General features: G+C 60.0%; 11 protein-coding genes and 2 tRNA genes. 6 read left to right on the top strand and 7 right to left on the bottom strand.

Annotated features, from left to right (window positions below; all coding sequences use genetic code 11):
* Positions 1-2 precede the first annotated feature (2 nt).
* Positions 3-836: an SDR family NAD(P)-dependent oxidoreductase gene (locus EPY72_RS08765; RefSeq protein WP_244605549.1), complete on the top strand. Its 834-nt coding sequence runs from the start codon at positions 3-5 to the stop codon at positions 834-836.
* A gap of 55 nt (positions 837-891) precedes the next feature.
* Here EPY72_RS08765 and EPY72_RS19675 read toward each other — a convergent pair whose 3' ends face one another.
* From EPY72_RS19675 to EPY72_RS08740, 5 genes are all read right to left on the bottom strand, one after another.
* Positions 892-1,446 (bottom strand): hypothetical protein, encoded by a 555-nt coding sequence (locus EPY72_RS19675; RefSeq protein ID WP_209019545.1) that lies wholly within the window; start codon positions 1,444-1,446, stop codon positions 892-894.
* Between the two features lie 101 nt (positions 1,447-1,547).
* Complete coding sequence (locus EPY72_RS08755) at positions 1,548-2,606, bottom strand: inorganic phosphate transporter (protein ID WP_134668897.1); 1,059 nt, start codon at positions 2,604-2,606, stop codon at positions 1,548-1,550.
* Positions 2,607-2,949: 343 nt separating this feature from the next.
* A complete protein-coding gene (locus EPY72_RS08750; RefSeq protein ID WP_135806233.1) occupies positions 2,950-4,068 on the bottom strand; it encodes an MFS transporter in 1,119 nt (372 codons plus the stop codon).
* A 709-nt stretch (positions 4,069-4,777) separates the two neighbouring features.
* Positions 4,778-4,849 (bottom strand) — tRNA-Thr (locus EPY72_RS08745).
* A 55-nt stretch (positions 4,850-4,904) separates the two neighbouring features.
* Positions 4,905-5,573: a DUF7114 family protein gene (locus EPY72_RS08740; protein WP_134668895.1), complete on the bottom strand. Its 669-nt coding sequence runs from the start codon at positions 5,571-5,573 to the stop codon at positions 4,905-4,907.
* 60 nt (positions 5,574-5,633) lie between these two features.
* On the opposite strand from EPY72_RS08740, the gene EPY72_RS08735 reads away from it, so the two are divergent.
* Complete coding sequence (locus EPY72_RS08735) at positions 5,634-6,326, top strand: enoyl-CoA hydratase/isomerase family protein (RefSeq protein WP_135806165.1); 693 nt, start codon at positions 5,634-5,636, stop codon at positions 6,324-6,326.
* 106 nt (positions 6,327-6,432) lie between these two features.
* Positions 6,433-7,056 (top strand): C2H2-type zinc finger protein, encoded by a 624-nt coding sequence (locus EPY72_RS08730; RefSeq protein WP_135806164.1) that lies wholly within the window; start codon positions 6,433-6,435, stop codon positions 7,054-7,056.
* 25 nt (positions 7,057-7,081) lie between these two features.
* Here the strand turns inward: EPY72_RS08730 and EPY72_RS08725 are convergent, their stop codons facing one another.
* Positions 7,082-7,879: an NAD+ synthase gene (locus EPY72_RS08725; protein ID WP_135806163.1), complete on the bottom strand. Its 798-nt coding sequence runs from the start codon at positions 7,877-7,879 to the stop codon at positions 7,082-7,084.
* A gap of 119 nt (positions 7,880-7,998) precedes the next feature.
* Between EPY72_RS08725 and EPY72_RS08720 the strand changes: the two genes are divergently transcribed.
* Positions 7,999-8,069: transfer RNA gene (locus EPY72_RS08720), tRNA-Gly, on the top strand.
* Between the two features lie 173 nt (positions 8,070-8,242).
* Positions 8,243-9,364, top strand: a complete 1,122-nt coding sequence (locus EPY72_RS08715) for a tyrosine-type recombinase/integrase (RefSeq protein ID WP_135806162.1) — start codon at positions 8,243-8,245, stop codon at positions 9,362-9,364.
* 61 nt (positions 9,365-9,425) lie between these two features.
* On the opposite strand, the gene EPY72_RS08710 is transcribed toward EPY72_RS08715, so the two are convergent.
* Entirely contained in the window at positions 9,426-10,721 is a 1,296-nt protein-coding gene (locus EPY72_RS08710) for a hypothetical protein (RefSeq protein WP_135806161.1), read from the bottom strand.
* A 221-nt stretch (positions 10,722-10,942) separates the two neighbouring features.
* Between EPY72_RS08710 and EPY72_RS08705 the strand changes: the two genes are divergently transcribed.
* Positions 10,943-11,617 carry a hypothetical protein gene (locus EPY72_RS08705; protein WP_135806160.1) on the top strand — a complete coding sequence of 225 codons (675 nt, stop codon included), beginning with the start codon at positions 10,943-10,945 and terminating at the stop codon, positions 11,615-11,617.
* Positions 11,618-12,484: the final 867 nt, after the last annotated feature.

Genomic DNA, 12,484 nt, shown 5'->3' with positions numbered 1-12,484 from the left:
CCGTGTCCGACACCGACCGCCCCCGGCGCTTCGAGGGCGAGACGGTCCTCGTCACCGGCTCGACCCGCGGCATCGGCGCGGGCGTCGCCGAGCGGTTCGCCCGCGAGGGCGCGAACGTGGTCGTCACCGGCCGGAGCGAGGACGACGGTGCGGCCACCGTCGCCGACGTCGAGGCGGCGGGCGGCGAGGCGACGTTCGTCCGGGCGGACATGCGCGACCCCGACGACATCGCGGCGCTGGTCGAGGCGACCGCCGCGGAGTACGGCGGCCTCGACGTGCTCGTGAACAACGCCGGCGTCGAGACCGACACCGGGGCGGCCGAGGCGTCGATCGACGACTGGGAGCTGGTGCTCGAAACCGACTTCCGGGCCTACTGGCTGTGTGCGAAGCGCGCCCGCGAACAGATGGACGAGGGCGCCATCGTCAACGTCTCGTCGAACCACGCGTTTCTGACGATGCCAGAGATGTTCCCGTACAACGCCGTGAAGGCCGGGATCAACGGGATGACCCGGGCGATGGCGCTCGACTTCGGGCCGGCGGTCCGGGTCAACACCGTCAACCCCGGGTGGGTCGCGGTCGACCGGACGACCGAGCAGATGGACGCTTCGTACCGCGAGCACCTCGAATCGATCCACCCGGTCGGTCGGCTCGGCCGGCCCGCCGACGTGGCGGGCGCGGTCGCGTTCCTCGCGAGCGACGACGCCGCCTTCCTCACGGGCGAGTCGCTACTGGTCGATGGCGGGCGGACCGCCGTGATGCAGGACGACGCGCTACCGGACTACCGCGAGCGCCGAGCGACGAACGGCGACGAAACCGAGAGCGAGAAGCGACGGTAATCCGAGGGGCGGCGACCGGCGGCGCTCGACCACCATCGGCATCGTCGTCCTGACATCAGGCCGACGAGTCGTCCGGACGAGACTCCTCGTCGTCGTCGAGCTGTTCGGTCACGCGCTCGTCGATCTGCTCGTCGAGATCCCCGATCTCGGCCTCGATCGCTTCCTCGACCTCGCGTTCGACTCGCTCGTCGACCCGGTCTTCGACCTGCGTCGCCACTTCCGATTCGACCTGCGTGGTGACCTCCTCGTCGACCTGCGCTTCGAGTTCGGTCGCGACCTCCTCGTCGACCCGATCTTCGACTCGGGTCGCCACTTCCGATTCGACCTGCGTGGTGACTTCGTCGGCCACCTGATCCTCGACTTCGGACTCGACCTGCCGCTCGGCCTCCTGGGAGATCCGCTCTTCGAGGATCCGCTCGTAGATGGACATCTTCTCCCAGATCCGCAACAGATAGCCGACAACGAGCCCGCCCTCGAACGCCGCCACGCGCGGGTCGACGCGAAACACGAGATAGCCGAAGCCGACGACGAAGAGCAGTCCGTACAGCAGTTCGATGTGAAACTGGGTCTGTCGCCCCTGAAAGCGACCGCTGAGTGCCTCCAGTGACATGGTCGTCCGATAGTTCGAAGCTGTCGGCCAAAAGCCTGACTCGTACCGGACCGAGACCCCCGCGACCGGCCGACGCCGCGGCCGCCCCTCCGGTCGATCGCTCACGAGAGGAGCCGGAACTGCTCTGCGAGCTCGAAGGTGACGAACGCGATCAGCCCCGCGGCCGTCGGGGTGGCGATCCACGTCGTCACGATCCGCTTGGTGGTCGCGGGATCGAAGAGGTCGAGCTGATCGGCGGCCCACGTCGAGCGCGCCTCGTCGGTCGGCCCGTCGGGGTCGACCATCGCGTGGATCGGGACCCGGCGGCTCGCCCGGCCCCAGCCGAGCCCGATGACGCAGGCGGTGAGCACGACCGCGAGGCTCGCCGGGATGCCGGCCCAGCTCAGCCCGGTGAGGATCGACGCCGCGATGAGTTCGGCGATCAGCGACGCCTCCAGCGAGAGGTCGGTGATGTCCTCGCCGACCGTCTCCATGGTCCGGGGGCCGAGCGCGAAGGCGCCGACGCCGATCGCCACCCCGCCGATCGCGACACCGGTCGTCATGCCGAGCTCGCCCGAGCCGACCAGCGGCGCGACCGCGTTGGCGACGTTGGACGCGCCCGCCGAAAACGCCATGTAACACCCGATAGCGATCACCGCGAATTCGGCGAGGCGGCCGGAGTCGCCGGATTCGAGGTCGAGGGCGTCCACGACCGCGTCGTAGAAGTACCGCCCGACGAACGCACAGAGCCAGAACGCGAGGATCGTCGAGAGGAGCCACCACATGCCGACGACCCCGACGGTCCGCCAGTCGAGCACCCCGAGAGCCGCGCCCATCCCGACGACCGCCGCGACCGCGGTCTGGCTGGTGCTGGTCGACACCTTGAGCACGTTCCCGAGCAGGATACCGAGGCCAATGAACAGGAGGATACCGATCGACGCGCCGAGCGTGAAGTACTGGGCGGGGACGAAGTCGGTCCCGAGCGTATCGACGACATTCGTTCCGATCGTAAACCCGCCGAGCACCACGAACACGGCCATCAGCCCGGAGGCCCGGCGCATCGACAGCACCCCGCTCCCGGTCGCCGGTCCGAACGCCACGCCCGTCGAAGAGCCGCCGACGTTCACCCCGACGAAGACGGCCGCGATCACGCCGACGACGAAGATCGTCGACACCGCCATACGTCGATCCGTAGCGCGCAGATCGGCAAAAAGACGGTGGTTTCTCGGCGGGCTGGCGTGATAGCTACGCGGAACGGGCCGTTTGAAGGCCGAGCACGACCGGCGGCGCTCGGGCGGGGCGCGAGCGTGTTCGGTCGCGCGGGACGCCCATCGGGCCGGGTCGGGATGCGCGTTCGTCGCGCTCGAGACCACCTCGGCGACCGAGAGAAACGACACACCGAAGACAGCGCGCAGAGTCGGCATCGCGACGACTCGTGGTGAACGTTCGGCGAAATCGGACGCTCCGAGTGGACGCTCACCGTCCACCGAGACTCCGGAGCCGTCGGGCCAGAGAGCGTAGCGTTCACTCAGACACCGGGATTTCCCAGACGAGGATCGCGCCAGACCCCACGACGAGGACGCCTCCGGCGACCGCCAAGGCGAACAGCGGCGACACACGATCGGAGATCACACCGCTCCCGAGTTGGAACGGAACGACCGCCAAGCCACTGACCATCGCCATCGAGCTGAGGACGGTCGCCCGTCCGAGCGTCTCGATACGATCGTTGACGTATTGGCCGGCGAACGATCGCGTCACGTCCGAGAGCCCACGGGCGACCAGGAACGTCGGGAGTGCGAGGATCGGAACGAAGTACATCCCGACGAGGGCCGTTCCGACGACGAACGGCAGTATCAGGAACCACGACCGGACGCCGATCGTCTCCTTAATCGCGCCGGTGTAGTAACTGATCACCGCTCCGACGAGACTGTACCCCGCGTAAAACCACCCCAAAAGCGACTCTACCTGCGATTCTGACACGCCGACGCTCACGACGACCGTCTCGAAGATCGGCTGAACGAAGACGAACACGAGGTACGTGACCGCCGCGTAGAGGACGTAGTAGTAGAGGATGAACGATCGGAGATTCCGGCTCGAGAGGGCGTCTCTGACGATTCCAACGGTCCTGCGGAGGCTCAGGTCGTCGGCGTCGGTTTCCCTGTAGCTCTCGGGTTCGCCGAGGGTGAGAACAACGACGGCACCGAGTCCGGTAACGGCGGCGGCCACGAACCACGGATACGAGAGGTCGATGCTTCCGAGGTACCCGCCAGTGATCGCCGCGACAGCGCCGACGGCGAGGGACGCAGACTCGCCTCGCCCGCGAACGTGGGCGAACTCGCTCTCCGAGAGGTCGTCGGTGAGGGTGTCGTAGAGCCACGCGTCCTCGCTTCCCGACCGGAAATTGTACCCCATCGACCAGCAGACGTAGAGGACCGCCAGCGCGAGGAACGACTCGGAGAGGCCGATACCCAGCAACGTGACGGCGATCAGTACGGTGCCGACGAGCAGGCTGTTCCGGCGGCCGATTCGGTCACCGACGTAGCCGGTCGGAATCTCACCGACCAGCGTCGTCACGTTGTACAGCGCCTCCAGGATCGCGATCTGGGTGAAGCTGAGTCCCTGCGCCAGGAAAAAGAGGTACATGATCGGCCGGTAAAACTCGACCGCTTTGGTCGACTTGTAGAGGTAGTATTTGAGGACGGTTCTCCGTCCAGAAATCCCGAAAGGAACGTTCACGGGGCCCGGGTTGACGAGTCTTCGATAACTACGTTGTGTTATGCCGATTCGACGAGATCGTAATACTCAGGCTTCGTCGGGCCCCTACCTAGCCGGCCCGTCTCGCGTCGAGGAGGTCCCCGGCAAGAGACCGAACGCGCAGGTGACGAGACCGACGAGCAATTCGAGTCGGACGAAACCGGTGTTCGGTCCGTAGTCTCGCCCGTACCGGACCGCGCCGTGGACGAGAACGACCCCGCTCACGAGGAGTACGGCGGTTCCGAACAGTGGTGGCGTACACCGGCGGTGTTCGCCATCCTCAGATCCTACTCGAGGTCACGATACACATGTTCCTACGATCGGGTTTCGACGGGGCCGATAATCCGGATCTCTCGGAAGTTCGCTGTGCAGAACGGGCGTGTGAGCGCCAGAGCACCGTGAATACGGGCGGCGACCGGTCTGGTCGAATAGACGGCGTCTCGGGACGGGTCAGATCGATCTTGCCAGAGTTCTACTAAATGCGTTTTCCGCACGGTGCAGGGACTGAAATGTGCCCTGCGTTCAGCACGGCTAGTGTCGTGGATCGTTTGAGAGCCAGAGCAACGGGCGCCTACGAGGTCGTCGCCAGAACGGGAGAAGCCTAGGCCGGGATTTGAACCCGGGCTCTCGTCCTTACCAAGGACGCGCTTTACCTCTAAGCTACCCAGGCGCTCGAACGCATTCTACGATAAGCCCGGAACCCTCTTTAGGCGTTTCGATTCGCACTAGGGATCGGTCGCCGACGGGTGGGCCTCGTCGGCCCCGTCGAACTTCCGGGGGGTCGGCACGTCGGCCATCGCCTTGGCGACCTCCTCGGGGAGGGTCTCGGGCGGTTGCGGACCGTCCTCGCCGACGGCGGCCGCCAGTTCCCCGGCGTACGACCGCAGCGAGTCGGAGGGGTCGACGCCGAACGTGGTCGTCCCCGCGAGCACCGCGAGTTCGAACACGTCGGCCTCCAGGGCGTGGGGCGGCGACTCGCGGCCCTGTTGGCCCTCGGTCTGGTCGCGGCCGAACGATTCGACCGTCTCGACCGCCTTGTCGGCGGCTTCGGTGTGCGCGAGCAACGAGAAGCCCCGAGCGACCATCACGTCGGCCGCGATGATGTCGATGTTGCTGTCGGTGTAGGGCGGCTCGCGGTCCCACGGCGACTCGTCGGCGAGCGCTCGCGTGAGCCCGAGCCCCTCGTAGATGAGCTGGACGCCGGCGGCCCGGTCCTCGACGCCGCTGGCGCCGGCGTCGGCGGCCTCGACGGCGCGTGCAGACGCGAGGGTGAGCACGCCCGGCACCATCGCCGAGTCGTCCAGCAGCGAGTGAATTCGTTCGCGGAGGGGACCGGGCGTGACGTCCCGTACCGCTCGTCGTCCCGCCTTTCGTGCCCTGACGGCCGCATCCATTAGGCGATCCTAGCGACGGCACCGCCAAAGACCTTTGGAAACCGACTCCGAGGGACGAACGTGATCCGAATCGAGGACGGAGACCGGGTCAGAACCGTCACCGTCGACCGCCCCGAGCGCCGGAACGCGCTCACCAGAGAGGGGCTCGACGCGCTCGAAGCCGCCGTGACCGGGGCCGACCGACCGGTGGTGTACCTCCGGGGAGCCGGGTCGGCGTTCTGCGCCGGCGCGGACCTCGACGTCGTCGAGGGACTCGATCGGGAGGCCGCCGAGGCGTTCGCCCAACGAGGCCAGCGCGTCGCCGACGCGATCGAGGCGGCCGACGCCGTCGTCGTCGCCGGCGTCGACGGCCCGGCCCGGGGCGGCGGGGTCGAACTCGCGCTCGCGGCCGACATCCGGGTCGCGACCCCGGCGGCGACGTTCGCCGAGCCCGGCGTCGCACTCGGGCTGTTCGGCGCGTGGGGCGGAACCGTCCGCCTGCCGCGGATCGTCGGGGAGGGCGAGGCGCTCGATCTCGCGCTCTCCGGGCGGACCGTCGACGCCGAGGCGGCGCTCCGGATGGGGCTCGTCTCGCGAGTGACCGACGAACCCCGCGCGGTCGCCGACGAGGTGGCCGCCCACGACGCCGAGGCGGTCGGCGTCGTCAAAGAGCGCGTGCGCGACGACGCTCCCGCGAGCGACCAGCGGCGTCGTGAGGCCGCGGCGTTCGGCCGACTCGCCGCCAGACGCGCCGACGCCGGAACCGAGGGGTGACGGTCGGCGGGCGCGGCGACCGACTGCCGGAAGACGAGTCGAGCTCTCCGCCCCCGAACTGTCCGTAAGACGAAGACTAAAACGCCCGGACGCCTAGCGTTGGGGCATGAGCGTCGAGGAGTGTGACCACTGCGGGAAGGGGTTCGACGACGAGGAGACGTATCTCAGACACCTCGAAAGCGAACACGGCGACGACCTCAGCGCGATCGAAGTCCGCCGGGTCGCCGGGCTCGACTCCGACGAGGGCCCCAGCGTCGCGGCCTACGCCGGCGCAATCGGGGCGGTCGTAATCGCCGGACTGCTTGCGTACCTGCTGTTTTTCTCGGGCGCGAGCGGGGGCGCTCCCGGCGGCGCGGACGCGGCGAGCGCGGAGACGACGCCGACCGGAATCGGGAGCGCCCACTACCACGGCCAGATACAGGTCGAGATCGGCGGCGAGCGCCTCGACTTCAGCCGCGACCGGTTCCAGCTCCGGGCCGACGCCTTCCACTTCGAGAACGGCAACGGCCAGCGGTGGCACGGCCACGCCCGGGAGGTCACGCTGGGGTGGGCGATGGCGTCGCTCGGCATCGAGGTGACCGACGAGAGCGTGACCTACGACGGGACCACCTACCGCGACGGCGAGGACGCGACGGTCGCCGTCGAGGTCGACGGCGAGCCGGTCGACCCGGAGAGCTACGTCCTCGAAGAAGGCGATTCGATCCGCATCGTGGCCGAGAGCGGCGAGTGATCGACCGACGGGACGAGCGCCGGGGTCAGTCGAGCGGCTCGGGCGACGGCGGCACCCGGCGCTTGTGGGCGCTTCGCTCGTACTTCTCCCGGACCGTCCGGACCTGCGCTTCGGTCACGCCCTCGATCTCGCGGACGAGCGCCGCCTCCGACAGCGGCCCGTCGACGTGGAGCGCGAGGATGGCGTCGAGGGTCTCGTAGTCGAGGCCGAGTTCGGCCTCGTCGGTCTGGCCCGCCCAGAGGCCGGCGGTCGCGGGCTTCTCGACGAGCTCGTCGGGCACGCCGACGTGGCTCGCGAGCTGGCGGACCTGCTGTTTGTAGAGGTTGCCGATCGGGTGGCAGTCGACCGCGCCGTCGCCGTACTTGGTGAAGTAGCCCACCAGCGCCTCGCTCCGGTTGCCGGTGCCGAGCACGACCGCGTCCTCGTGGTTGGCGACGAGGTAGTTGAGCACCGCGCGGGTCCGGGCCCGGGCGTTGCCGACCGCGACCTGATCGCCCTCGGCCTCGGGGTAGGTGTCGAGGAACTCGTCGACGATGGGGTTGATCTCGAACACGTCGTAGGCGACGTCGAGCTCCCGGGCGACCCACTCGGCGTCGCTCATGTTGTCGTCGCGGCTGACCGCCCCGGGCATGACCAGCCCGTGGAGGTTCTCGGCGCCGAGCGCCTCGACCGCGAGGTGGGCGGTGAGCGTGCTGTCGATGCCGCCCGACAGCCCGAGGACGGCCCGGTCGGTGCCGGCCGCGTCGACGGTGTCGCGGACGAACTGGACGATGTGATCGCGGCGGGCTTGGAGCTCCGATTCGGAGAATCGCAGGTCGATCATGGGCGCCGATAGGGGCGGCGACGACTAAAAGCCGCGGACGAGGCGATATTTCTGGACGAACGTACGGTCGGTCCGGAAGCGCTACGTTGAAGTGGCGGTAGGCGGAAAGTGTCGAGTGAGCGCCGGTGGTCTAGTGGTAGGACATGAGCTTCCCAAGCTCATAGCCCGGGTTCAATTCCCGGTCGGCGCATCGCCTTCGGCGTTACGTCTTGCAGTTTTCTGGTTCCGTAGGAAGTGAACGAAACATGGGAACCAGAGCTAATGTAGTGGGTTCAATTTCGTACCCCTACGCAGTACCGCGGTTTTGGAAGTGGTCAGGCTCATTACAAACAATAGTTGGGAGAATCGACGGAGGGCGTAGCCATGAGTGAGGAAGCTCCGAAGGTAGAGGGAATAACTGTGGTAAATGCACCTACGCGGGAAGTCCTTAATGACCGGCAGTTTGTGGACTACGAGGAGTACAAAACTAACCTCGTAAGGTGGCTTTTGCACTTCGGAAAGAACCCGGACAAGGCTGAGGGCTACGCTCCGGCAACTGTTAGGCAGGTGGCCCAGAAGACGGACAAGTTCTTCAGATGGCATTGGGACAGGCAGGAAGGGTATACGACGAGTGTTACGCCGGAGGATGCAGACGAGTACATCCAACACCTGATTTACTCCGAAGAGGACTACAGCAACAGCCACAAGGCAAGCTTCCAAAAGTGTCTGAAGAGGCTGTTCAAGTGGCAAAGGCACGAACTCGGAGAAGATGCTGAATGGGAACCCGAACATACCTTCTCTCAGTCAGCTACGCAAGCGCGGGACTACCTGACGCTTGAAGAACGCAGGAAGATACGAGAAGCGGCACTTGAGTACGGTTCTGTCCCTGCGTACAATAGCCTTACCCCAAAGGAACGGGATAGTTGGAAGGCGCACTTGGCGCAGCGATTTGAGAAACCAAAGTCGGAGGTAACACCGTCTGATTGGAACCGTGCCAATGGCTGGAAGGTCCCCAGTTTGGTGTGGACGAGTCTTGATGCTGGCTTACGACCGATAGAGGTTGGACGAGCTACGGTACAGTGGGTTGATGTTGAGAATTCTGTACTCCGTATCCCGAAGGAGGAGTCTTCGAAGAACAGAGATAACTGGATTGTAGGAATTACTGAGCGCACTGCTACGGCGTTGGAGCAGTGGTTGGAGGAACGCTCTATGTATGAGGAATATGCGGAGACAGACGCTCTCTGGTTAACGAGAGAGGGTAATTCCTACACCTCTCAGTCACTCATCTACGTACTACAGAGACTCTGTGAAATCGCAGATATTCCTACTGAAAACCGAAAAATGAGCTGGTACGCAATTAGACACTCTGTTGGCACATATATGACCAAGGAACAGGATTTGTCTGCAGCCCAAGCTCAATTACGTCATAAGAGTCCCGAAACGACAATGAGGTACGACCAGACCCCAGTTGAAGACCGACGAAATGCACTTGATAGGATGGGATAAACATTTCTAATAGTCTAAAAATAGTGTAACAACATCTTCCTTTTTTAGCTATCTCAAAATGTTAGTCGTCTGTTTTCTCAGGGGTTGAAATCAATGTATCCTCTTGACAGAAAATCCCCCTGATATCCTCTCTATCGAGATTACCATCTATGCTATCCTTCACAAGCCCATACAGGTCAATAGTTGTGAGTATCTTGTAATCCCCTCTTTGCTTCATGTAACTCTCTACGTTTGGCTCTATGCTGATATCGCGCTCTTCTGGTGGGATATCCATTTCCGGGTTCACTATTAGTAAACCTGACACATCTTTTTCTGGGGATTCGGCAGTCACATTTTCTACCCACTCATCCAACTGTCTACACTTGCTTAGTTTTACACCTCCCGTTGTCCCCGTTATTTCAAGAGCGAAACTAGTATTAGAAGTTTGAAGAATACCATCTCGTTTTCCCGGAATTTCATCCTCAACTTTGAATCCAACTTTTCGCAAGGCCTCTCTCGTGATTTCTTCGAGTGGGTCACCTATCTCATACAATAAATCCTTGAATCTAGTTATGGATTCTAATTCTTCTTGTAACTCATTTATTTGCTCTTTCTTTTCTTCAATCTCTTCTTCTATGCACTCTTCATTGGGAACAGTATAATCTGATAACCACGACGGTGGGGCACGACCTTCTATATTTAAATCTATATCAAATACCTTTTGAAGAGTATTTTTCACGAATTCAGAATATGCAATCCCATCATCCGGGGGTATTAGAGAGATATAGCCTTCTGATGAGCCATAATCGTACAAAGCTTTACCAGCTATATTTTTTGAGTAGGAATTCTCAGCAATTGATTTTATTGAGTAGCTATTACTATCAGATTTGAAACCAGTTTTCTCCCAGCTAAACCGGTTTCCAAAATACCACTCCCACTCTGACTCAACCTCTCCTATGGAATCCCCTGATTCATTCGTATTTATCCTTAATGAGAGCGGAAGCCAGTCTAACAGTTCATACTCACTATAAGGTTCAACATCCTCTGTACCCTGTTTTCTGCGAGGAGACAAGGTAGTTGGACTCACTCCATTCTGATTTTGCTTAGTGGTTGTTCCTCCCATTTCTACTTTTAGCGAATTAGGCAAGTATACAACCATATATCCCCCTGTTTTAACGAATTCCGTAATATTGGAGCCTTCAAAGACAACTGGGGAATTTTCTGATTCGTTGTAGGGATGGTCGTAATTCCCCGAATGTTGTTCTAGGGTTTTTAAATTGATAAAAATAACATCGTAATCTTTGAAATTTTCATGCTCATCCCAACCCACTGATTCGTGAACAAAAGGCAATTCACTGCCTTTGGAAAGGATTCTCATAAGAATCACTGTTGCAAAGCTCTAACATAGGTTTAATGAAATTCGATTATACAGCCATGTACTTCTTCAATTGTTATAATTATTGTTTAATTATATGTGTGGGATGAGGAAAATCGAAGACGAATCCTTTATCCCAACTGTAGTAGTTCTCATTCAGGCTAAAAGGGGGAAAGGTAAAGTACATATGACTAACTTTTCTTTCAGGGTACTGTTGACTATCAATGCCGACAAAGCGTGAAGTCTGGGACCAATGGTTAGCAGAAAATGTAGAGAATGAACAACCAGTCCCTCTTTTCGAGACCAAAGAAGAAAGAGAAGTAAAGACAAAACGGTATGGGCGAGATAACCGCCTTATTCTTCGCCGAAGTCGCCAAATGGAAGAGTTACTGCGAACGGAAGGATGGAAAGTCGTACAAGACTGGAAAGATACTGACGATACATATGAGGGACTTATCTATCTAATGTACACTCTTGATGGAGAATGTATTGTGCCTCGCTACCTCGGAAAAGCAGGGAAATATGGCCGAGACGGGCAGACCTTGAGTGCTAATCTCGAAAATATCCGCACTAACAATACGAAGCTTGCTCGTTGGGGTGACGGATATGCATATCATATTGGTGAACTCAGTGCCGCAGTGCTGAGCCATCACAAGGACGATAGCGTTAGTCGAGACAAAGGACCAAAAGGAAAGTACCAGAAGTGGGCTGACGAACTCTTTGTGTCTGGAACGAGGCGATTACGCGAACCAGTCTATTTCTGGACTAAGGCATGGTGTGTTGACGATACTGGCCCCTTCTATGACTTTAAGACGAACCTTGAATCCCTTGAATACAATCTCATCAATCTCGCTTCTGACCTTTATCCAGATTACTTATTGAACTCAGAAGGAGCTTAGACAGTAGTAGCTCGTAGTCAGGCGGGAAGGCGGAGGCACTTCGCCCCCTTCTATAGCCAAATTTCGTTATCTCATCTCGCCGGGTTACGTTTATATCACACCCCGGGGGATGGCTCTGATGTTCCAACCCCACGAGGACCAGAATTGGACATTTGTAAAATTCCTTTGTCCTCATCAGATACCAACCCTATTCCTATGAGAATTATTTCTATATCAAACTTGTATTATCCATACGGCCCTGAGTGCCGTTCTAACCGATTCTTTTCTCGAAGAAGACGGAAGACACTTGGAGAGAAAATAAATGGATTTGACGGCCCGTCAGAGGCCTTAAAATGGATTTGTGGGGGAGGACTTTCGCTCAAATTTCCAAGTGAGCGCAAAATCCTTCTGGAAAGGGGCACTGGTACAAGGGCACTGATACTACTAATACAGTTACTAATATAACAGGGGACTACTGTAACAGGCTGGAAGGAGTGTTAACAGTAGTTCTTAGGGATACTACTGATACAGGTTTACTACTGGTACGGAGTACATTGGGACAGGCTGGAAGGAGTGTTATTGAAGACGTGGTAGGTCAGAGTCCTACAAAATAGCTCTTGGCCCTGTTATACTCCATATGAAGCTCTGAGTTAGAAGGGTACGAAAGGGGGCAGAGAGTACCACAGACCCACAAAACTTTACAAATGTCCAATTATCCTTGATGGGATGCCTTCCCGCCTGAGCCAAGGACACTGGTAGCCCGTTCTCTATAACTGTAAATCAAGCCCCAGTTCTCAACTTAGGTAGGAAAGCGAGAGGCCACAGCAGTTCTGCATCAAATTAAAGGCGGAACAACTGGTCTCACTTCCTTCCAGTTCGTATCAGTGA

Origin of the sequence: Halorussus marinus, from assembly GCF_004765795.1 — an archaeon.
Taxonomy (GTDB): domain Archaea; phylum Halobacteriota; class Halobacteria; order Halobacteriales; family Haladaptataceae; genus Halorussus; species Halorussus marinus.
Note: the sequence above shows the minus strand (reverse complement) of the source record. Positions and strands in the feature narration are given on the sequence as shown.